At 44.8% G+C, this 23,385-nt stretch carries 17 protein-coding genes; 10 read left to right on the top strand and 7 right to left on the bottom strand.

Annotated features, from left to right (window positions below):
* Window positions 1-145: 145 nt before the first annotated feature.
* A complete protein-coding gene (gene trxA, locus J5X94_RS10425; RefSeq protein WP_010197853.1) occupies window positions 146-472 on the bottom strand; it encodes a thioredoxin in 327 nt (108 codons plus the stop codon).
* Between the two features lie 409 nt (window positions 473-881).
* Between trxA and J5X94_RS10420 the strand changes: the two genes are divergently transcribed.
* Together J5X94_RS10420 and J5X94_RS10415 are read left to right on the top strand one after the other, a co-directional pair.
* Complete coding sequence (locus J5X94_RS10420) at window positions 882-1,595, top strand: RluA family pseudouridine synthase (RefSeq protein ID WP_210541220.1); 714 nt, start codon at window positions 882-884, stop codon at window positions 1,593-1,595.
* A 92-nt stretch (window positions 1,596-1,687) separates the two neighbouring features.
* Window positions 1,688-3,271: a flavin-containing monooxygenase gene (locus tag J5X94_RS10415; RefSeq protein ID WP_210541219.1), complete on the top strand. Its 1,584-nt coding sequence runs from the start codon at window positions 1,688-1,690 to the stop codon at window positions 3,269-3,271.
* Here J5X94_RS10415 and J5X94_RS10410 read toward each other — a convergent pair.
* Window positions 3,261-4,217, bottom strand: coding sequence for a D-2-hydroxyacid dehydrogenase (locus J5X94_RS10410; RefSeq protein WP_210541218.1), 957 nt, complete (start codon window positions 4,215-4,217; stop codon window positions 3,261-3,263). The two genes, J5X94_RS10415 and J5X94_RS10410, sit on opposite strands and share 11 nt — an antisense overlap.
* 360 nt (window positions 4,218-4,577) lie before the next feature.
* Here J5X94_RS10410 and rapA point away from each other — a divergent pair, with 360 nt between their 5' ends.
* Together rapA and J5X94_RS10400 are read left to right on the top strand one after the other, a co-directional pair.
* Window positions 4,578-7,466, top strand: a complete 2,889-nt coding sequence (gene rapA, locus J5X94_RS10405) for an RNA polymerase-associated protein RapA (RefSeq protein WP_210541217.1) — start codon at window positions 4,578-4,580, stop codon at window positions 7,464-7,466.
* Window positions 7,467-8,132: 666 nt separating this feature from the next.
* The gene (locus tag J5X94_RS10400; RefSeq protein WP_010197837.1) at window positions 8,133-9,035 is read left to right on the top strand and encodes an acyl-CoA thioesterase; all 903 of its coding nucleotides are present in this window, start codon (window positions 8,133-8,135) and stop codon (window positions 9,033-9,035) included.
* Between the two features lie 129 nt (window positions 9,036-9,164).
* On the opposite strand, the gene mutY is transcribed toward J5X94_RS10400, so the two are convergent.
* Window positions 9,165-10,397, bottom strand: a complete 1,233-nt coding sequence (gene mutY, locus J5X94_RS10395) for an A/G-specific adenine glycosylase (protein WP_210541216.1) — start codon at window positions 10,395-10,397, stop codon at window positions 9,165-9,167.
* Between the two features lie 188 nt (window positions 10,398-10,585).
* On the opposite strand from mutY, the gene J5X94_RS10390 reads away from it, so the two are divergent.
* Together J5X94_RS10390 and J5X94_RS10385 are read left to right on the top strand one after the other, a co-directional pair.
* The gene (locus tag J5X94_RS10390; protein ID WP_210541215.1) at window positions 10,586-11,710 is read left to right on the top strand and encodes a hypothetical protein; all 1,125 of its coding nucleotides are present in this window, start codon (window positions 10,586-10,588) and stop codon (window positions 11,708-11,710) included.
* 6 nt (window positions 11,711-11,716) lie between these two features.
* Window positions 11,717-12,112: a hypothetical protein gene (locus J5X94_RS10385; protein WP_210541214.1), complete on the top strand. Its 396-nt coding sequence runs from the start codon at window positions 11,717-11,719 to the stop codon at window positions 12,110-12,112.
* Window positions 12,113-12,133: 21 nt separating this feature from the next.
* On the opposite strand, the gene ylqF is transcribed toward J5X94_RS10385, so the two are convergent.
* The 3 genes from ylqF to J5X94_RS10370 form a co-directional block, all read right to left on the bottom strand.
* Window positions 12,134-13,090 (bottom strand): ribosome biogenesis GTPase YlqF, encoded by a 957-nt coding sequence (ylqF, locus tag J5X94_RS10380; RefSeq protein WP_210541213.1) that lies wholly within the window; start codon window positions 13,088-13,090, stop codon window positions 12,134-12,136.
* 131 nt (window positions 13,091-13,221) lie between these two features.
* Window positions 13,222-16,338: a DUF2339 domain-containing protein gene (locus J5X94_RS10375; protein ID WP_210541212.1), complete on the bottom strand. Its 3,117-nt coding sequence runs from the start codon at window positions 16,336-16,338 to the stop codon at window positions 13,222-13,224.
* A 217-nt stretch (window positions 16,339-16,555) separates the two neighbouring features.
* Complete coding sequence (locus J5X94_RS10370; RefSeq protein ID WP_210541211.1) at window positions 16,556-17,293, bottom strand: dienelactone hydrolase family protein; 738 nt, start codon at window positions 17,291-17,293, stop codon at window positions 16,556-16,558.
* 161 nt (window positions 17,294-17,454) lie between these two features.
* On the opposite strand from J5X94_RS10370, the gene J5X94_RS10365 reads away from it, so the two are divergent.
* Window positions 17,455-18,051, top strand: coding sequence for a YcgN family cysteine cluster protein (locus tag J5X94_RS10365; protein WP_228293232.1), 597 nt, complete (start codon window positions 17,455-17,457; stop codon window positions 18,049-18,051).
* A 7-nt stretch (window positions 18,052-18,058) separates the two neighbouring features.
* On the opposite strand, the gene J5X94_RS10360 is transcribed toward J5X94_RS10365, so the two are convergent.
* Complete coding sequence (locus J5X94_RS10360) at window positions 18,059-19,393, bottom strand: DUF4105 domain-containing protein (protein WP_210541210.1); 1,335 nt, start codon at window positions 19,391-19,393, stop codon at window positions 18,059-18,061.
* 254 nt (window positions 19,394-19,647) lie between these two features.
* Between J5X94_RS10360 and J5X94_RS10355 the strand changes: the two genes are divergently transcribed.
* From J5X94_RS10355 to J5X94_RS10345, 3 genes are all read left to right on the top strand, one after another.
* Complete coding sequence (locus tag J5X94_RS10355) at window positions 19,648-20,547, top strand: CBS domain-containing protein (protein WP_189586115.1); 900 nt, start codon at window positions 19,648-19,650, stop codon at window positions 20,545-20,547.
* A gap of 542 nt (window positions 20,548-21,089) precedes the next feature.
* A complete protein-coding gene (gene lnt / locus J5X94_RS10350) occupies window positions 21,090-22,664 on the top strand; it encodes an apolipoprotein N-acyltransferase (RefSeq protein ID WP_210541209.1) in 1,575 nt (524 codons plus the stop codon).
* Between the two features lie 138 nt (window positions 22,665-22,802).
* Window positions 22,803-23,240, top strand: a complete 438-nt coding sequence (locus J5X94_RS10345; RefSeq protein WP_210541208.1) for a hypothetical protein — start codon at window positions 22,803-22,805, stop codon at window positions 23,238-23,240.
* The last annotated feature ends 145 nt before the right edge of the window (window positions 23,241-23,385 follow it).

Raw genomic sequence — 23,385 nt, 5'->3', positions numbered from 1 at the left:
GTCATATAATTGCGGTTTTTGCATAAAAAACAAGCAAAAAAGCCATTACCTATACAAGATAATGGCTTTTTCGATTAATCTGGCTTTCTGTGCATTTGCTGGTATTTAAACTAGTATTTAAATGAGTTAAAACCAGCAGTATCACTTATAGATGTTTATCTATTACTTTAGCCAATTCAGCTTTTGGTTGTAAACCCATTACTGAGTCAACTTTTTCGCCATCTTTGAATACAAATAGCGTTGGGATGTTACGAATACCAAAACGGCTGGCTGCTTGTGGGTTGTTGTCCACATCAACTTTGACGATTTTGATTTTGCCTTGATACTCAGATGCTAGGTCTTCTAGAATAGGGGCAATTGCTTTACAAGGACCACACCACGTTGCCCAAAAATCTACCAATACTGGTACATCTGATTGTAAGACGTCTTGGTCAAAATTTGCATCGGTGGTGTTAACAATAAGGTCTGACATAGTTTTTCTCTCTTGTTTTATTATTTCTATCGCTACTCATCGACGTGCATATTGGTTTAATAATAGATTGGTCAGTAGCTAAAGAAGCGTTAAGAAGTGGTGAAAATGTGCCATTATATTAACATGTTTGCCCAGATTTGACAGATACAGGCCAGTTAAATTGCTTAACAATTACGATTAGCACAATAAATCAACACATAACGACACAAGTACTGTTTTACCTGTCACCTTTGCCATCTATTGTCGTTTTAGCTCTGTGCTCGAACATGGTTCTCATGGTTTGGTTCAGTCTCAACTTTTGGCAAAAAACCTTATGTCGATAGGTCCGTTTAGATGCAATCTTCGACTTAGCATTTTTAATGCACGACAGTATTTATTCTCAAGCTCAACAATATAAGTAGCTTCTTTTATGCCTTTTACTGATGAAAAAATCCTAACCGTTAACGCCCAAGAAAGTGCCTATCCGCTTGAGTTCTTCAAAGCGTTCGCGAAAGACGTTACCGTCTACGAAGATGACGATATCTGGGTGGTCGATAAGCCAGCCGGACTGCTGAGTGTCGATGGCAAAACGCTAAAGGTGAGTTTGCTGGCGCGACTAGAGCGTGCCAATCCTGCGGTTAAGTTGATTCACCGACTGGATATGGATACCTCTGGTTTATTGATTTTTGCAAAAAATGCCGCTGCGCAAACCAATATCAGTAAACAGTTTATTGAACGTCTGCCGCAAAAAAAGTATCAAGCACGGGTTTTTGGCGCATGGGAGAGCGTGGGTGCAAAAGGCAAAATCTCAGTGCCAGTACGCTATGAGCCAAGCACCAAACCGCGCCACATCGTTGACCACGACTGGTCAAAGCACGCGCTAACCTTGTATGAAGTGCTTGCGCATGAAGACTGCAACGGTCAAATGGTCACGCGAGTGATGTTAAAGCCCGTCACCGGTCGCAGTCATCAGTTGCGCGTCCATATGGTGCACGTCGGTCACGTCATGATAGGCGATCCCATTTATGCTGAAGGGAATGCGTTGACAATTGCGCCACGGCTCAATCTGCATGCGCAGCAACTGCGTCTTAAGCATCCGGTACTAGGCGCATGGATGGACTGGGAGAGTCCCAGCCCTTTTTAAGGCTCTGCTTTGCGTTATAGGTTGTTTAAACATTATTACCAATATTGTGTTATGGGATAAAAAATAAGTAAGCTAACTATAGGGATAAAATTATGCTTAATATCACTGCGACCAGACAAGCCATCAAGAAGCGCTTTAAACGCAAAAAATCACCAGCAGCGCCGCCAGTAGATTGTGATGTGCTTATCGTCGGTGCAGGGCTTGCCGGTATCGGGATGGCCTGTCAATTACAACAACGCAAGTCAAAAAAGAAAGTGAGTAAACAGGCAAAAACGCCACCATTTATCGTATTAGAAAAGCGCTCGGATCTAGGTGGTACTTGGGATTTATTTACGTATCCTGGTATTCGCTCTGATTCTGATGCCTTGACCTTTGGCTATAGTTTTAGACCATGGTTAGATCATCGAATGCTGGCAGCAGGTGAAGACATTAAGAGTTATATCGCTGATACGGCGCGTGAATTTGGCATTACTGAACATATTCGCTATCAGCATGAAGTGCAGCAGCTGTCGTGGTCAAGTCGTGATCAACAGTGGTCAGCTACGATCAAAAATCATGTGAGCGGTGAGGTGTCTACGTTGACCGCAAACTTCGTCGTCGGGGCAACTGGCTATTATGACTATGAGCAGGGTTATCAACCGCATTTTGAAAAGGAAGAAGATTTCCAAGGTCAAATCGTCCATCCTCAGCATTGGAACAACGTTGATTATCATGATAAAAAAGTGGTCATTATTGGTAGCGGTGCCACAGCGATGACGTTGTTGCCTGCGATGGTCAATGAAGGCGATGGTCAATGCGTGCAGCACGTCACGATGTTGCAACGTTCGCCGACTTATGTGGCAAGCGTACCTGGCGATGATTATGCGCTTGAGTGGCTATCTGCTAAATTCTCGCCTTTATCAAAACAGCAAGCTTATACGCTATTGCGGGCGCGTAACGTCTTAAGACAGCAAGGCGTTTATCAGTTTGCTGCCCACGCACCGAAAGTGTTAAAAGCGCTATTAACCTATGGCGTGAAAAGAGAGTTGAAAGGTAGTGGTGTCGATGTTGATCATTTTGTTCCTGCGTACAATCCATGGGACGAGCGACTCTGTGCGGTACCTGATGGTGACTTATTCAATACCTTACACAGCAAAAGAGCAGGGGTGGTCACTGACCAAATCAGCCACTTTACTAAAACGGGCATCATGCTTGAGTCGGGTAAACATCTTGATGCTGATATTATTGTCACCGCAACGGGATTGAAGCTGCAAATGCTCGGCGGCGCGTCATTGTATATTGATGGTCAGCCAGTCAAAGTGGGTGCACGTATGACCTACAAAGCAGTCCTAGTTGAGGATGTGCCCAATATGGCCGTGATGTTTGGTTATATCAATGCTTCGTGGACTTTAAAGGTAGACTTAGCCTCTCAGTATATCGTACGGCTACTTGATTATATGCAGACCCATGGTTATCAGGTCGCTGTGCCACAAGCTGAGACCAAGCGTGAAAAAGTACAAGTTCAGTTAGATACGGTGATGGGTGCGCTATCGGCGGGTTATATTAAGCGAGCTCAGGACGAGTTGCCCAAGCAAGGCGATCGCTACCCTTGGCATGTGACGAATAATTATGTCAGCGACCGCATTATGCTCAAACACCGTAAAATAAAAGACGATTGGTTACGTTTTAGCCGTTAGCATTTTGGTGGTCATGAATAAAGTCAGCGACTTGGTTGCTGAGCATTTGCCATAAGGTTTCTTGTGCACTCTTGCTGCCCCATGCATTGTGCGGACTAAATATGACCCGTGGATGATTAGCAAGGGTCAATAAAGGGTCGTCTTTGACAATCGGCTCTTGCTCAAACACGTCGCTGGCATAGCCGATGATTTGCTCATTATTGATGGCATCGGTCAGTGCTTGGCTATCGACAACGCCGCCGCGAGCCACATTGACGATAAGTGGTTGCTTGGTCATTTTTGCCAAGGTGGCTTTATTAATGAGATGCTGGGTTTGCGCGTTTAATGGGCAATGCAAGCTCAACACATCAGCGCGGGCAAGCACCTCATCAAACGCGGTATAGTCGTCACTACGAGGCGTACGCTCCTGATGTTCCGCCCACAATACCGTCATGCCAAAAGCGCGGGCAATCTCGGTGACGCGTTTACCAATAGTGCCGACCCCAATAATCCCTAGCGTTTTATTTTCCAAATCTATCAACGGAATATCCAGCAGGCAAAAATTACCGTTTGCCTGCCATGTGCCGTCAGCGACTTTTTGATGATAATAAATACCGGCACGCATAGCCGTCAGCATGAGCATAAAGGTATGCTCAGGCACGCTTTTGACCGCGTAACCTGCGACGTTATATAGCGCGACATTATGCTCAACACAAGCCTCTTGGTCGACGTTATTCATCCCCGTGGCGGTCAATTGGATAAGCTTCAGGTTGGGGAGTTTGCTTATTACGTCAGCGTCAATTTGGACTTTATTGGTGATGATAATATCAGCGTCTTTGCAGCGCGCCAAAATGACCTCATTGTCTTTTGGCGTGTCATTATAAGTCACATAATCACTGATGCCTGTCGGTGCTGGCAAGTCGACGCCATCAGAAAACGTACCTTTATCTAAAAAAACTGCTTGCATGGCTATTCCTTATCTCATTGTTATTTTAAATGGGTTTGCATGATTATCGACTTAATGTAGCACGTTGGTGAATGGTTTTTAATGATGAGTCGTTATCTTATTATTTTATATGACCAACTTATGCTTGGCATTGAAGTAATCTTGCATCAATCTGCTCTTGAAAAGTCAACTTAACGCACTCATCTAGCCGCTAACGTTATATAATGGTTCGGCCAAAACGTTGGCTTGATTTATGTGGCTGCTTTGCACTGACGTTTTTTGACTGGTAGCGGCGTGAGTAAGTAACCTTTGCCAGCATTACTAGCCACCATTGCTAACTACCTATTTTCTTATCATCTGAGTACAAAAAGACATCGCCTTATGACTATCTCTATCGCTTCATTGCACAGCACCGAATTCGCCGTTGGTCAACGTTATTTATCTGATACGGAGTCCGAGTTGGGCTTAGGTGTGGTCATCGATGTAGACGACCGATGTGTACATATTTTATTTCCGCAAAGTGAAGAGACGCGCGTCTATGCGAAAAACTCCGCGCCATTATCACGCGTGGTGTTCAAAGTTGGCGATAGCATTTATGACCAAGACGGCAAGTGCTATCTAGTCAATGCGGTTGATGAAGTGATGGGCGTGCTTAAATACGGTGTCGATGAACACGAGCGCGGCATTATGGAAACCCGTCTCGCTGCCAATATTACCTTGGCTAAGCCGCTTGAGCGTCTACTGGCTGGTCGTATTGAGCGCGGTGATTGGTATGAGCTGCGTCAAGATATCTTGCGTATGCAATCGGCGCTTGCTGGTCATCCACTCAAAGGCATGATGGGCGCGCGTGTCGATATCATTGAGCATCAGCTCTATATCGCCCACGAAGTCGGCAAACGTATCGCCCCGCGTGTGTTGCTCGCTGACGAAGTGGGTCTGGGCAAAACCATCGAAGCGGGTTTGATTATTCATCAGCAGTTGTTAACGGGCAAAGCTGAGCGTGTGCTTATCCTAGTGCCAGACAGTCTACAATATCAGTGGATGATTGAGCTGCGTCGTCGCTTTAACTTAAATTTTGCGCTGTTTGATTTGGTACGTGCGGCAGCCATTAAAGAACACGATCCTGAACAAAATGTCTTTGCGACTGAGCAATGTATCATTGCGGGTATGGATCTGTTGCTCGACCATCCTGACTTGTATGATCAAGCGATGGATGCAGGGTTTGATTTATTGGTCGTCGATGAGGCGCATCATCTGCATTGGGACGAGGCGCAAGGTGGCAACGATAAATATGACTTGATTGCTGACTTTGCCGAAGAGACGCCAGGAGTTATGCTACTGACAGCGACGCCTGAACAGCTTGGGGCACAAAGTCACTTTGCTCGATTGCGTTTGCTCGATCCAGATCGCTTTGATGATCTAGATGAATTTATCGATGGTCAAGAAGCTTTTGCTGAAACGGCTGCTGTCGCTGGTGTATTAATCGAAGATAAGCCTTTGAGTGACAGTCAAATTGCCGCCTTAAGCAGTTTGCTAGACATCAGCATGGATGAGTTGGCAACGATTAATGATGATGAAAAACTGCGCACACATGCGCTCAATGAGCTACTAGATCGTCATGGTACAGGCCGTATTTTATTCCGTAATACTCGTGAGAGTGTCAAAGGGTTTTATGGTCGTAGCAGCCAGCCGTATCCACTGGCATTACCTGCCGCATGGATAGACAGCTATCAAACCACTGGCAAATTGCGCGAGCAGCTATGGGGCGAAGAAAATCAACCTGATGGTGGCTGGCTAGAAGACGATCCACGTGTGCCATGGTTGATCGAGATTTTGCGCGGTGAGCTTAAGCACAAAAAAGTGCTATTGATTGCCCGTAGTGGCGCGACCGTTGAGAGCTTGGAGGCGGTATTACGTCTGCATGCAGGCATTAAGACGGCTATCTTTACTGAGCAAATGACGCTACTTGAGCGTGACCAAGCAGCAGCGTTCTTTGCCGACAGTGAAGGCGCACAGATATTATTGTGCTCAGAGATTGGCTCAGAAGGTCGTAACTTCCAGTTTGCCAGCCAGCTGATACTATGGGATTTACCCGCCAATCCAGATACCTTGGAGCAGCGTATCGGTCGCTTAGATCGTATCGGACAAACACAACAAATTATGCTGCACGTGCCTTATGTACAGGGCACAGCGCAAGAGCGATTGTATCATTGGTATCACGATGCGCTGAATATGTTTAATCAGATTTCACCGACCGCGCAGAGCGTGCAAGAGCAGTATATCCAAGAGCTTAAGCCGATGCTTGAAGGCGCGGATACCGATGCTAATCGTACAATTCTACAAAGTATTATTGAAGAAGCACAACAGACGCGATTGGGGCTAGAGGCGCAGCTACAAGCGGGTCGTGATCGCCTATTAGAATATAACTCGTGCCGTCCCCGTGTCGCTGGTCGTATCGCGGACGCCATGCGTGATTTTGATGGTCATAATCTATTGCCGCAGTTTATCGAGCGCTTTTTTGCCTCAGCCAATATTGATCACAATATCCAGCGCGATGGCTCGTGGGTGATTGCCCCGATTGATAGCACAGAGATTAGTGATTATATCGATGGCTTGCCACTTGGTGATGAAGACGGTATGACCTTGACCTTTGAGCGTGAGCAAGCACTACAGCGTGAAGATATCGAATTCATCACTCATGAGCATCCATTGATGCGCGCTATCTATGAGCTGGCAAGTACCAGCACTTTTGGTAATACCACGGTTGCGATGCTAAAAAGTTCTGCTGTGCCACAAGGTATGGTACTGCTCGAAGTGAATTTCCGTGTCGAAGCGATTGCGCCGAGATTGCTCAATTTGCCAGCGACGTTGACGACACAAAATATCCGTGTATTTATCAGTGAGCAAGGCAGTGATTTATCCGCGCGTATCAGTGCCGATATGATCATGCCGCATATTGAGCGTCTGGATAAAAACCGTGCCCGCCAAGTGATTAAAGTACGTGGAGATGTGATTGAGCAGCGTTATTATGAAGCCGAAGACATTGCCCGTCAGCAGCTTGCTGAGATTGGTGAGCAGGCGAGCGCCCGCTTTAGCCAACAGTGGTCACGTGAAATCAAACGCCTAAAGCACCTACAAACCATCAATCCTAACGTTCGTCCTGCAGAGATTGAGCGTCTTGAGCAGCTAAAAGCCCAAGGCGAGCAAGCCTTGAGTAATTTATCGCTAGTGCCAGACTCTATCCGCGTGCTAGTGGCAGTAAAACCATAAGTTAAAAGTCTGATATAAAAACGAGGTGTTTAATCGTCTCGCTTTTTTGTTCATTTATCATAATTGATATTAGGGTCTGTTGAACATTCAAATATTAGGACTGCTGATCGCTAAAGTCGCATCAAACATTTTATCAAATCAGGCGTAAACCGACGATAATGTCGAGACCTTAGCTAGGTTTACAACAACGTTTGGGGTGATTTTAGCATCAGCCTTTCAGGGTAGGGCTATTTTTTGCCAATACATGGCGAAATTGTCTACCCTAGAACGACTAGGCGTCAAAAATTTCACTGCGTATTGTCTAAAAAATAGCCACTGCCAGTACCACATTTGAATGTTCAACAGACCCTATGTGCTTTAGTCGCTAAGTTAGTGCATTAGACGGATACTGGTGGATACACCGCCATTATCTAGTCAAAGCTCGCAATTTTGGGTAAGATGTTGGCCTTCTTGCCGAATAATGAATGTTTAATCATTGCGATACTTCATCGGTATTTTTTGTTCTAAAATCTCTCTTGTGTATTTTCAGCAAGTGATTTCATATTATTTTACATTCAACCGCAAAGGATCTTGCTCGATATCATATTGATATCGTTGGATGCATGTTTTTAGATGCCCATTTTTAGATGCTTAGCGTTTTTGATAAAAATAAGGAAACATATCGTCATGTCCGATTATTCGCAACTGATTGATGAGCTGCTGACTACGGTGGCGCTTATCGAGGTCACCCCTGATGTCTTTGAGGGTAAAAGCCACGATTATGTCGGCAGTCGTATTTTTGGTGGACAAGTGCTTGCCCAAGCCATCATGGCAGCGGCGCATACACTAGATAAAGACAAACCCTGTCACTCACTGCATGGGTATTTTTTGCGGGGTGGGGACATCACTCAGCCCGTCATTTATCAAGTGCGCCGCCTACGTGACGGTCGTAGTCTGTCTGCGCGTGAAGTGACCGCGATTCAATATAAAGAAGTGCGTGGCAAGCCACCAGTTGAGCAAGTGATATTTTCAATGATTGCTTCATTTTCACCGATGGAAGAGGGCTTGGAGTATCAAGAAGATATGCCAGTCTATCCGCCGCCTGAAGATTTGCTCGCTGAGCAGGATTTAAAAGAAGAGTATGTCGGTAAAGTGCCAGACGCGCTCAAAGCCCGTTTTATGCGTCGTCGTCATGTTGAGATTAAGCCGGTCAAGCCGCGCGATCCGATTCATCCAGAGCCGATGAAACCTAAACAGGCGAACTGGTTGCGCATTCGTGAGCTTGGCAAGCAGCCCATTGCTATCCAGCAAGCACTATTGGCGTTCTCTTCTGATTTTTATCTGGTGGGAACCGGCCTGATGTCGCACGGTGTCAGCTTTATGACCAGCGGCTTACAAGCGGCCAGTATCGATCATTCGATGCATTTTCATCGCAATTTTGATTTAAATAATTGGCTGTTGTACGACATGTGGAGTGATACCACGTCTAATGCAAAGGGCTTAAACCATGGGCAGTTCTGGCAAGATGGTAAGCTGGTTGCCACTGTGCAGCAGGAAGGATTGATGCGCTTGCGAGTGCCAAAGTCTTAAGTTTCTAGTATTTCATAAATAGGAAAAGCGACTCATGATTCATTGTGAGTTGCTTTTTTTATGGTGTATGAGGTGGTTCTTTAATCAGTTGGTCTAAGCATGATTGGTATGGAGATATAGCTTATATGATTATTCTAAAATCTTAACCATCGCTCGTGGCAATCCAAGCGTTGCCTGCGCATCAACAGCATTTAACCAATGAATATTAATCTCTGCTGCTTGTAAGGCTTCGGTTATTTCGGCAGTTTGTTTAGCATTTAAAGTGACTGATTGCGGTGTTAAATACCAATGGAAATGGGTCAGCGAATGCTTAATAGGAGCGTCGTCTAATAAAGTTTTACTGACTGCTTTTGCTGCCAATTTATGCTTATCTAACCACTCGTTAATAATCTGCTCAGCAGTGGTAAATTCTGTTTCATAAATTTTTTCATTGCTAGCAACTTTTAATGGTTTATCATCGCTGACTTCTGATTTTTTAGCAGTTGTTTTGCCACTTACTTTACCGTCAATTTTTTCAACAAACTGCAAAGGCAAACTCCACAGTCCACCCCAAATGCCATTATCAGGGCGTTGTAACCACAATATATTGCCATTAGAATTTTTAATTAACAGTGCATTGCTAAACTTGCTAGGTTTAGGCTGTTTTTTTGCTTTGACTGGATAATCCGTCTCACGCCCTTGCGCATGGGCTAGGCAGTCATCTTTTAACGGACACAAAAGACAAGCAGGTTTGCTACGAGTGCATAAGGTTGCGCCCATATCCATTATCGCTTGCGCAAATAGTCCTGAGTTTTCCCTAGGCGTTAAACGTTCTGCCAATGCCCATAGCTCTTTGGTCGTGGCTGACTTGGTAATGTCGCCGTCAATCGCTGCCCAACGTGTGATTACTCGTTTAACGTTGCCATCGCAAATGACGCCATAATGATGTAAGCCCATTGCCATAATCGCGCCAGCAGTCGATGGGCCAACTCCAGAGATCGCTTCCCATCCTGCTAGTGTCTGCGGAAAGTTGCCCGTCTCATCAATGACTTCGACCAATTGCTTAGCGCCTTTATGCAAATTACGCGCCCGCGCATAATAGCCAAGTCCTGCCCAATGCTCTGCCACGGTATCCCAGTCCGCTGCTGCTAAATCCTGCACTGTCGGAAAGCTGTCCATAAAACGGGCAAAGTAGGGTAGCACTGTCGTTACTTGCGTCTGTTGCAGCATGACTTCTGATAGCCAAACGATATAAGGGTTGGGTGTATCTGTCTGGTGCTGCTGCCAAGGCAAGTCATGGCGACCGTTTTCGGCAAACCAATCGAGCAGGCGTGGAGCGAAAGAGTTTAAAGATGAATCAGGTTGAGAGAATAAAGTAGGCAAGAATAATCCTTGTCAATTAATAAGAAATATCAGACTATAAAAGGTTAGCTTCGTTTATGGGGTGATGCAGGTCGCTATGCAATGGTCTGTTATTTTTATGGAAGAATATAGTTTAACTATTCATTGTTGGTTTAATAATAAATATAAGTAGAACCATTGTTTTCATTAATAGTTTAGGAGAGAGTATATTGTCAGCACAAACTTTTTTTGTATGGGATATCCAGCAAGTCACTTGTACATCAAGTAAAGACAGCTCATGGGAGCAAGCAACCCATGACTTTGAAGCTTTGAGCCAGCAGCCAGTGGATGAGATCAGTCCAAACATTATTGAGTTGGCAGATCGTCTCGTGGACGAGGCCAGAACCTCGGATTATTCAGAAGTCTTTTATGAAGCCTACGTAAATACAAATTTAGAGATGAAAAAGCATCCTAAGTCCGCTTGCGTAGCCATACCCACACCTGAAGCACTGCACGGTGAAGCGTTAGATCTTATCGCCCCTTTATGTGAAGAATTAGGGCTAGTGTTTTATGACACTCGGGGTATGGTCGCCTATCCAGATGGTACGATCTATCCGCCTAACATCGCAAGAGGTATGGCACTGCTAAAAGAAAAGCGGGCGCTGGCAAAACAGTCTGCTGATATTTATAAGCCAGAGGCAGACGTTCCCAGGGATAGAGAAGATTTTGAAAAAATACTGCACCCATTCATGCATGATTGTTTAGAACGCTATGGTTATCAGAGTAACCAAATATCAAGTGCTAACGATATTGATTATCTTAAAGTTGATGGATGCACTAAGGCAACGCCTTACGGTCACGTGCGACTAACTGGAGGAGCAGAAGGTAAGAACGGCTATTTTAGATTAAAAATTCATGCTTATTTTGTGTCACCAGCTTTTGCAAAGATTTATGATAAAGTATCGGCGCCAACTAAGCTTAGTCAGCAGTTTCCTTATTTAAAGCTAGATTACATTAATGTATGCGATAAAAACTTTGCAGACAAGCAAAAACAGATTCCTGAATTTATTAATACTGAGTTTGCCAGTAAACTGGATGAAGTAGATAAAATAGACAGCTACAATCAGCTTTTTTTGTTACTGCATGATAAGATTGCAAGAGGGCACAGCCATGGTGAAAGAGTGGATAAACAACTTATTCTAGCCAAACTTGCAGGTCGAGAGGACTATGATGATTTGATCATACAGTATCGTGAACTTATTGATAACTCACCAAACGACTATGTTAAGAATAGAATGAATGAGCGCTGGGATAGGCTTTTAGAGATTTTATCTACCGTAGAGCCATTGGAGTAGCCAGTTATGACTGAATATGCTCTGTTTTATGTTTGGGATGCAAGTTTGGGTGATGGTGATGAGTATCTACCAGACTCATATGATAGCGCTGGTGTATTACTACCGCAGCTTCTAGAGGTAGAAGTCAGCGCTCATAGCGAAAAAACATTAAAATTCGCCACTGAGCTACAGCAATTTTCCCATGAAGGTGATTTATCATTCGAGCTATCGCTAGTATTTGGGGCAATAGTCGCTCATATACAGCTACAGAATACGTTTGCTGTCTCTCTACCGCTGCCAGATAGTAATATGCAAGAAGCTGCTAGAGTAATTGCACCATTGGCAAAGAAACATGGGTTGGTATTTTATTATTTGCTAGGGGTGGTTTCTTTGCCTGACGGGAAGATTTTCACTTCTAAATGATTGGTTTTACGTTTATCAACCCTACTTCCGATTCTTCCGTGTTTTCAAACGACGCAAACGCTTCTCTTCTTCTTTAGCAATTCTTTTTTCTTCTGTAGCGAGTCTTTGTTCAGCGACCACGAGTTCTTCAGCCTCGGTCATTGCTGGCGTTTCTAACGTAATACGCCCAATTTTAGCGCTACGTAATTCATTCACGAGAATCTCAGACATGCGGTAAGTATCGACTTTATTGCCCGAACGTACACAACCGCGATTACGTCCAGCGACTTCAAAAAACTCCCAATCTGTCTTAGGTAATTCTTCAATTTTATAGCGAGTTTTTAGCAGCTCAGGATAGGCATGCATCAAGTACTCAGCGGTGTAACTGGCCACATCAGCGAAGTCAAAAGCCGTATCACGAATACCACCAGTCGCTGCCAAACGATAGCCAGAGTGTTCGTTTTCGACTTTTGGCCATAGCATTCCGGGGGTATCATAGAGCATGATGTCATCGTCCAGCTTAATCAGCTGCTGCGACTTGGTCACGGCAGGTTCATCGCCTGTCTTTGCCACCGCGCGTCCCGCTAGCGTATTAATCAAGGTGGATTTGCCAACGTTTGGAATTCCCATAATCATGGCTTTGATTTGGCGACCTGTGCCAACTTTATTGGGCACCAGTTGTTTACAGATGGCGATGATACGTTTTACATCGTTGGCTTTCTCGGTATCGCAAGCAATGGCTTTGACACCGCTTTGCTGCTCAAGATATTCCATCCACGCTTGGGTCAATTCTGGATCAGCAAGGTCGGCTTTGTTCAGGATTTTGATGACAGGTTTTTCGCCGCGCAATGCCGCAACCATTGGGTTTTCACTACTATAAGGGATACGCGCATCGATGACCTCGATGACCAAATCCATCTGCGGCATGATTTCTTTGATTTCGTTACGGGCTTTGTTCATATGCCCAGGGAACCACTGAATACTTACTCTCTTATCCATCTGCTTTCATAACCTTTTATAAAAAATGCTAAAAGTAAGACAATCAACGTTTACTTTCTAATGGTGTCCAGTTTACTACAGAACCACATTGCTCACGGCACAATTTCACTTAACCAGATTTGTCATTACGCCTAATTTTGGTTTTCTATTTCCTCGTGCGCGGGTGGTAATGGGGCAAGATAACCAATTAACAGTATCAAGCTGCCTGCACCAAGGAAGGATATCACTCGCCAAATCGCCTCAGTCTGTGATAAATCTACCAAGACCAATTTAAGCACAACGATACCCAGTAGCCCGATGCCCATAAACCAAAGCGCACGCTGCCAGTAGCGACTGGCGATGATGGTGGCGACTAATGCCAAGAGCGTCCATAAAATGGTTAGCCCCGTCTGTACTTGCTCGCTACTCCATGCGTCTGTAGTCCATAGCGGTGTAGCGATAAAGGCGTGTAGCGTCCTGACCAACATGCTAGATATCAACCAAAAACTGATCAGACCCAATATAATTAGCAAATTCTCAGCAGTGAATACGCGCTTGGATTTGACATTGGTATTTGATGCAACGCGCCCCTTATCGCGGCGATGTTGGCTCATGTAATATAGACTACAACCAACGAATAGCGCGAGCCATGAGGTAATGTCGTATAAATTTAGCAGTGGGAAGTAAGGCAGTTCCCAGATCACACCGTCATAAGACCAGTTGGTAATGACGACCCAAAACAAGGCGATAGCAGCGAAGATAGCAGCGCATTTGAATAGCGCTTGTTGCCAATCAAACCAGTACAGCGAACCTTGATTTGACACTTCATGCGTTTGCGTGTTTTGCTGAAGATAACCGGAATCACGATAGCTGAACCATAATCCTGCTAATATCAAAATGGCTGGAATCAAGATAGCCATCACCCCAGCTGAATCTGCGAGTCCATAATGAGCAGCGGCAGCGATGACTAAAATTCCAGCGCCCAACCAGCTCGCGCCATCGTAGCGTGACAATTCTGAATGCTCGTACCACGTCTTTAACCACAACTGTCCGATGACCAACCCACCAATGATTAGGCCAGTAAATAACAACCAATCTGCTGTCTGCCATGCTAAATGAAATTCGAATTTTTGCGGTAGCTGTAGAGCAAGCATTAGATAAAACACCACTAATAAGCCGTGACTAAACTGTCTGATCTCTGCCCACGAGCGATAACGATTGATGACCCAGTAAGTACTCAAGCTGATCAGTGCTGCGATTGCAATCAAAGTCGTCGTTGCTAACTGCCAACTGGTAAACCATTGATTAAAATCGAGCAATAATACTTGTAGCAGCCAAGCCATAGCAGTAAAAGTTAAAAGCCGTATTAATAGAGGACTGCGCCAAACAAGGTTAAAGACGTTGCTTTGGCTATTGATTGAGGTTAGCCATTGCTGGGCGGCTTGGGTGCTGATACCCAGTGCGTTGGCGTAGGTTACTATCGAATCTGACGTGGTGGTTTGCTCTTGAGAGTGCGCTAAGTTGCTATTCGAGTTGCTATCTAAGTTGCTATCTAAGCCGACGTTTAAAATAGCCGGCGAGTTGCTAGCGCGTAAAATAAACACAGTGGTTAGATAAGCCATAGCCGAAATGGTTAAGGCCAATGTTTGGTAGTCTTGAACGGCGAAGACCACCTTTATCATCAACATGCCTATACTGATTAGCTGCAATAGTAAACCAAATAACACTGACCAAGCGCGTAGCGAGCGTCGTCCGAACCACACCAGTGCCAATCCTTGTACCGACCAGCCAAAAGCAATCCATTCGGCATCTAATGCCAACGGAATGACCAACGCCAAAAAGCCAAACCCTAATGCCAACATGCCTTCGGTAATTAAGGCATAACGCTGACTGCGCTGGACAAACAACCAGCCAAGTCCTAAATAAATGACTGCTAAAACTGCGCTAGTAATGGTTAAAGCGTTAGGTATGTCATCTAATAAGGCAGCAAATAAGCCAAATGCCAATATCGGTACTGAAAACAGTAAGCCTGTATCAATGGGAAATACATAGCCGTTATTTTCTGAATGGATTTTGCCCACGTTATCTGCGTTGTTTGCGTTATCTGTATGAGAGGAATTTTCTTCATTAAGAATGTTATAGGCGATGATTTGTTGCGCGTAGCGAATGACGACAAACAGATAAAGCAGTAAATGTAAGGTAACCAATATCACCAATGACCAACGCTGTGTCTCAATGATGGCGGTTAAGTTCTCACTTATGCCCCAGTAGTAGGCCAAGCCAAAGGTTACCGTCACACCGAATAAGTTCAATATTTTCCATGGTCGATAATGAGCGATGACGGCAATCGTGACGTTCAATAATAGATAATAGCTGAACAAGGTGATCAAGCTGCCAGTATCATCACTGGTCAAGATCGGCGCAAAGAAACCGCCAGATAATGACAGTAAGGCTAAAGGAAAAGCGTTCTGACGGACGGCGAGCGCAATAGTGATAGCGGACAATATGCCAAGCCCGATAAAGCTCGGTAAACTCGGAATGATTTCATAAACACTATAAGCAAAAAAGGTACTCAGATAAGCAATGGCTAAGCCTGCGCCTTGTAAGGTAATCCCATACGAGAAACGTTTTGCGGTCAGCTTTAATCCAAGTGCTGCCAATCCTAACCCTGCGACACCTATCGTCATGAGCTTAAAGGCAATTGGAATCTCAATATAATCACTCAGTAAGCGCAGCAGTAATACGACGCCCACCAGCAGTACCAATACGCCGACACGTACCACTAAATTGCCACCGAAAAACCAGTTTTTAATAGAGTGGAATAGCGAGGTGACGATCGGCAAGGAGCTTTCGTCCGGCTGAATAGCGGCAGTTGGCGTTTTACTTTTTATGACGCTCAACGTTTCGTTCATGCCAGTAGTAGAAGTGCTGGATACTGTATTGTCTTGTAGGCTAGATTGAGGCGTCGTTGGGCGTGATGGTGGCCATGCATGCACGGTGGTATTTGTTTCATTGGTTGTATTCAGTTTAGCAGTGTCAACAGCGCTGTCTGCTATTACATGATTATTACTAGAGATAAAGTTGTCAGTTGGTTGAACAGATGAGCGTCTGGCATTACTGTTTCTTTGGTTTCTAAGCTGAATTTGTAGTTTGCCCACATCACGACGTAGTTGTCCAATCTGTCGATTTATTCTGACATAGAGTACAACCACAACGATTAATAGTACGGTAAAAGCCAGCCAGCCCAACTGGTTCAATATATAAAACATCTTTATCACTTAATACAATTTATAATGCAGTGATAATGACGTTATTTATCTATAAGTACAAGACTCTCCTTACGCATCAATCAAAATGTTATTGATGAACGGTTGTTTATAAATAAAGAAGGGCCGCTTAAATACTAAGCGGCCCTTCTTTTTCTCTTATTTGCTAGTTAAGCTTTACAGTATACAGAGAGCTTTTACGCTTCTCTGCTATTGCCCTTTATGCCAAGTTTGCTTTCATAAACTCAAGCATGTTTTCCCAGCTTTGTTTGGCAGCGGCTTCATTGTAGCCAAGATCCACTTCATTTTTGGCAGCACGCTCATCGGCATGCGGATTGGTAAATCCATGCTTAGCATTGTCATAGACATCGATAGTGTAATCCACATCGGCAGCGTCTAGCTCTGATTTTAGACCTTCGATGGCATCCATTGAGACCATTGAGTCATCGCGGCCATGGGCGACCAATACTTTGGCAGTGAAGTTTTTGTCCGCTGGCTGTTTCGCTGATGGGTTGCCATGGAAGGTTGCGACTGCTTTTAGTGGCATACCGTCACGTGCCATATCGAGGACTACTTTACCACCGAAGCAGTAACCGATTGCCGCTAAATTATCGCCATCGACTGCCAGTTGATCACTGAAATCATTGAGTATCAAGCGGCAGCGCGCCATTAGCATATCTTGATCTTCTAATACTTGTTCCATCCACATGTTGGCTTGGGCTGCATCTGTGGTTAGTTTGCCTTCGCCATAGACATCCATAGCGACTGCTGCATAACCTGCTGCTGCCAAGCGTTCGACCACTGATTTTGGATGTTCGACCACGCCCCACCATTCTGGAGCCACTAAAATACCTGGCACTGAGTTATCGTCTGATGCGTTTTCTGGCAATGCCACATAGCTAATAAGTTCGATGCCATTTTCGGTCGTGCTGATTAATTCAAATGTTTTAATTGACATATTATTGTCCTTTTTTATGTTGTGAGTTTTATTTATTTGTCATTGTAATAGTTCGTTTTTCTAACTTGTACTACCTTAACGCCCATAATCAGCAAAAACAGCTATAATAGTGTAACGCTCTTTATCAAAATGTCTCTTTATAAAAAATCGACTACAATGCTATGACTATTAACTTTTTAAATCAATCTGCTGCCAATTTAAACGCTGATGCTGTTCAGCCGCTGAAATCAGACCCAATCGTGAGCTTGTTTCCTGACAGCGAATCAAATGAAACGTCTGAAACATTGCGCCCACAGTTTTGGGAACGCTTTACCTTAGATGAATTGAACCATAGCGAATGGGAAGCGTTGTGCGATGGCTGCGGCAGTTGCTGTTTGATTAAGTATATCGATGAAGATGAGAATGGCGATGTGGACGAGGAGTTGGTCGAGTACACCGATGTCACTTGTCAGCTGATGGACTGTGCGACGGGCTATTGTCAGCACTATGACACGCGCCAAGAACATGTTCCCGATTGCATTCAGCTGACCATGGAGAATTTGCCGCAGATGATGTGGCTACCATCGCACTGTGCTTACAAGCGCTTGTATAAAGGACAAAACCTGCCGAGTTGGCATCTGTTGTTGACCCAAAATGCGGTAGAGACTCAGCAGAAAATGCGCGCTGTCAATGTGGGCGTAGCAGGTCGCTGTGTGTCGGAGATTGGTATGTCTGATGAAGAGATGGAAACGCGCGTGGTGAATTGGGTCAAGCCTTAATCTATAATTAGTTAGACGCTTGAGCTGCAGATTGGGCTTGTGCCTCAGCGCTTGCTTGCGAATCAGCCAAGGGCGGAATAGGAATGCCTTGGCGAATTTGCGTAGAAAATTCGCGACTGTTAATACCTGATTCTAGATTAGATTGATTGTCAAATCCGCGAACTTTTGGATTGATATGGGTGCGCTCGTACCAAGTGTCCATCGACCAGTTTTGCTTGCCTTGCTGTTCTTCATTTAATTGGGAGTTGGTATCGAGCATGCCGACGTCATAGAGATAGTTTGGTAGCCAGCCAGAGACCCAAATTCGGTAATCCCACGGCAGACGATCACCACTGACCAGACGCGCCATATAAAAGATAATATTGGTACAGTTACTGGTCAAGGTGTTATACCACGCAGGCTGAGCATTTAGCTCATCGGCAGCGGTTAGATAAGACTCAAATAATGACTTGACCTCGCGTTGCTGCAAATGGCTAACCGGCAATAGATAAACTTGCTCACCGCGTTTATTCGTCCGTGTATAGATAATATCGCGCTCTTCTGCCGCAATCAGGCTCAGCTCATAACGTCTAAAAAATCCTGCGAGCGCCGAAAAAGACTCGCCTTGTTCTTTGCGAATCTCAAACGAGAAAGCGAGCGGTCTATCATCTTCAAAACGAAAGCTCACCAAAGTATGGGCAATTAGTGGCCCCATCCAATAAGAGTTCGCCACATCGACGCCAGACAACTTTGACATATCAATCGTCCGCGTCTCCCAGCGTGCCGTCGCGTCGTCTTCGGTATGCCAATCAAAGTTGCGGACATTGGTGAGCGTAATCAAATCGGGATTGTTCGGGTCACGCTTATAAGTGATTTTTTGGCTGACTTCTGGCATCCACTCGCGTTGTTGCTGGGGCTCGATAGACATAAACCAGCCAGCACCTAAGCACCAAATCGCCGCGTATAGTCCGATTAGCCATTTGACCTTTGTTTGCTGAGTCGTGGTTTTTTTGCCGCTATCTTGTCTGTCCGCCGTTATATTCTGAGATGCTTGCTTAGCATCAATTGTCCAATAACGCATAAAAAACAAAGCGCTAAGTACGCCAATAATGACGATAGTTGCCAGCCACGTTATAGCTGAGCGCGCGCCAAACTGATACCAAATCGCCAGTAGTAGCCAGACTGCTGATAGCAACAGTGTGACGGCGATAAAAAACCGCACAAGACGATGTCGCCACTTATGTTTTGGCTGCTTACTGTCTGATGATGCATTCTCTAAGTTATGATTTGCAAGACGACTGTTTGCCGCAGAGCTATGCGAACCAATCGAGAGTAAGCGAGGAAAAAGGGAACGTAGCGACATAGGATTTTTTTTGATGAGTAAAGGCTTTGACCATAGCAAAGTTTATAACACACTGACAGTACAATTTGAGTGAATTTGTCGTTGAATGTCTTTGAGCCTTGCGATAAAGTGAAGCTAATTTAAACTGGTCTATGTATTTATTAATCATAAACGACTGGTTTTATTTAGTACTTTAATCCCCATCTACATTTTTACGATATTAATGTTTTTACGATATTAATTACCATTAACTAAAGAGGTTAAATCACACCACCATGTCTGACGACACTCCCAGCCCGAGTAGTTGGTCGATGCGCGGCTTAAAACGCTGGCTATCGACCGCCCCCGAAACCCGTGATGAACTGATTCGTTTGGTACAGGATTCGCGCCAGTTCTTAGAGCCTGATACTGTGGACATGCTAGAGGGCGTGCTCGATCTGCCTGCGACACAAGTGCGCGAGATCATGACGCCGCGCCCGCAAGTGATTGGTATCCACGAGAGCACCAGCCTTGCTGAAGTGATGGATATCATCCTTGAAACCACCCATTCGCGCTATCCCGTCTTTGACAGTCAAGATGATGATGCGGTCATTGGTATCTTATTGGCCAAGGATTTGATTCCTATTCTCGTCCATATGGTGCGTGACCAAGAAGATAAAATCGATAGCAAACGTCTAAAAGATTTGGTACGTCAGCCGCTTTATATTAGTGAGACTGCGCGTTCTGATACCTTGTTGCGCTCACTACAGCGTACCCAAGTACATATGGCGATTGTGGTCGATGAATTTGGCAACTTCGGCGGTGTGGTCACCATGGAAGATTTGTTAGAAGAAATCGTTGGTGATATCGTCGATGAGCATGATGACTTCGATGAGGACAGTGATATCAATAATATCATCGCTGATCCCGACAAACCAAATACTTGGCGTGTGCAAGCGTCGACGGTCATTGAAGACTGTAATGATGAGCTTGGCAGTCGTTTTGATGATACCGATGTCGATACCATGGGCGGTCTGGTCATGCAGGCGCTGGGTTATGTAGGCGACCTAGAAGGTGAGAGCGTAATGATAGACGACTGGCAAATCACCATTACTGATGTCGAAGGACGTTTTATTCAAAACCTAGAACTGACCAAAACGAATCCTGAGCAGCACCTATTGATAGGCAGTCATTAATGTATTTTTGACGTCATCGTCATACATGCCATTCATAAGTTTGATAACGCACTGATAATTTTTATAAAAACACGATTGCGATCGTGTTTTTTGCTGTCTGTCTGTCATTCACTTTCAATAGTCACTTTTAGTATCTACTTTTATCAGCCACTTTTAGCAGTCATTTTTTTTACTACGCAAATTTACCCATTGATTGACGCAGACTGGTATCATGGGCGGGTTTGATTTTTAGACGCTGTATTTATACCAATCTTATATAGTCAGTGAAAAGTAATATCGATACATCACGCACTGCTGATATCAATTTTTCTTGCTTGCTCTGCCTACGCAGCCAGAGGCTACAAAAAATTGATATCAGCAGTATCGTCGTGTTTTCGGGGTATCTTGACTATATTTATAAGACGATGGTGCTTATAAGACGATTATAAGAAAATACTATTGAAAAGATAGGGCGTTTATAACCATTGAGCCAGCTTCAAGTTAAATATCGACTGAATACTAAACATGTAACATTTTAGATAATATGGTTTTGGATAACTGCTATGCGTCTGTCTACTGTTGATTTGCAAAAACGTCTGAACCCCGAAAAACCGAAGGGTTTGCCTATGGGGCTGGCTATATTGATTGCTTGGTTGGCAGGGGCAATCTTTATCTTTGCGCTCGCGCCTTATGGTATTTGGCCAGTAGCACTGGTATCGCCCGCTATCTTATACGCGCTATTGATGCCTGAGATGACAGGTCGCCGCGCCTTTATTATCGGTCAAGCGTACGGTACGGGGTTGTGGTGCGTGGGTGCATTTTGGCTGTATACCTCTATCCATGTCTATGGTGCGACGCCTGCATGGCTGGCGCTGATTATGATTGCGTTGATGGGTCTTGGTATGGGCTTGTTCCACGGACTTTTGGCGTTAGTTTTTAATCGCATGGTCGGTAAGCAGCCCTTGGCTTTTGCGGCGCTTTGGGTGTTGCAAGAATGGATGAAAACGTGGTTATTTACCGGTTTTCCATGGCTGTTCGTGGGTTATGCCTTTACCGAGCAGTATTGGCTGTCGTCATTAGCACCTGTTGCTGGTGTTTTTGCGGTTTCTTTCGTCGCCATCCTGTTGGCTGCAAGTACCGTTGAGCTCTTGCGTCGCCGTGGTGGTTATATGGTTGTGACTGCCGCATTACTCGTAGTGAGTGTTTCATTATGGCTTATTAATCCACAATGGACGAAACCAAAGGGCACGCCTGATTTATCGGTATCGCTGATCCAAGGCAATATTCCGCAAGACCTAAAATGGCTGACCGAATATCAAGTAGAAACCTTAAAAATCTATGCAACCTTGACGCGTACCGAGTGGGGGCGTGACATTGTTTTATGGCCTGAATCCTCGATTCCAATGTTTCAGACCGAAGCCGTTGGCTTTATCAACGAAATGGTAAAAATGGCCAAAGAGACTGATACCACATGGGTCACAGGAATCCCTTATAAGGATGAAGCGGCGTTTGATGCCAGTACAGATAAATATCCGCCATTTTATAATAGCGTGGTTGCATTGGGTGCACAGGCAGAAGGATTGTATAAGAAGCAACGCCTCGTGCCATTCGGTGAATATATTCCATTTGAAGGCCTGCTCGATATCCTCCCTAACTTAGCTGGTAGCCAAGATATTATGAGCTATAGCCGTGGTAGTGATCAGCAGTCACCATTACGTGTACGTGGGCATAATTTGGGTGCAGCCATTTGCTATGAAGTTGCCTATCCTGATACCACGCGTAAAAACGCGATTGGAACAGACTTTTTATTAACTATCTCAAACGATGCATGGTTTGGCACGTCGGCAGGTCCACTGCAACATCTACAAATGGTACAAATGCGCGCGCTTGAAAACGGTCGCTGGTTTATGCGGGCGACCAACACTGGCGTGACGGCTATTATCGATCATAAGGGTCGTATCGTCGAGCGTGCACCGCAGTTTGAACGTACCGTATTGCGCGGTGATGTTCAGGCACGGGTAGGTAACACACCCTTTATGCGCTTTGGCAATTATCCGATTTTGCTCATTATTGCGCTCTTGTTATTATTGAGCTATCTTGGCAAGCGCGAGACTCCTCGAGGCCGTTCGGTCAGCTAATTAATTAGAATGATACATGCTAAGTTTCGCAATTTTTCGATAATAAACCCTTTAAATAGTTAAGGGTTTTAACAAATGGGCATAAATTGCGATATAATAGCCAAATATTTCAAATATTCTGTGCAAGGTGGATAAGGTATGTCAGAAGATATCGTCAACAACAATCCAAAAAAAGAGCTGTTGTATGCTTTAGGCGGCGTTGGCTTATTTTTAGCGATTGTATTACTCATTGGTGTCTCAGCATTCTTGCGTCCAGCAGGAGAGCATATTACGGCTGATACGACAGAAAGCTCAGCCGCTGCTAATGAAGCAGAAACTGTGGCTGCTGAAGATGCCGCTCCAGCTGAGGCAGATGCCGCAACCGCAGAAGAAGCGACCGCACCTGCTGCTGCAGATGCAACCGTAACACCAGCGACAGATGCGGATAGTGCGGTCGTCACTGCGGAAGCAGGTACAGCGACCGCCTCTGGCACAGTAAGTCAAGCGGCAGTTGCTGATGCTGATTTGACAGCTGAACAAGCAGATGGTGATCTAGATGCGGGCAATGCCGCTGATGATACGGCAGCAGCACAGTAGTCTGTAACATGGTCATTTGAATCGCTAAATAGTGACACTCTACGCTAAAATGAGTGGCATTATGGCGTCTTTATCGGCAGTGATATCAATAGGATAGTACTGCTGTCTAGACTCAAAAGAAAAACTCGTTCTCATCTGATGAGAA

The sequence above is a fragment of the Psychrobacter sp. K31L genome, assembly GCF_017942195.1.
Classification (GTDB): domain Bacteria; phylum Pseudomonadota; class Gammaproteobacteria; order Pseudomonadales; family Moraxellaceae; genus Psychrobacter; species Psychrobacter glaciei.
This window is presented reverse-complemented; position numbering and strand designations above follow the sequence as displayed.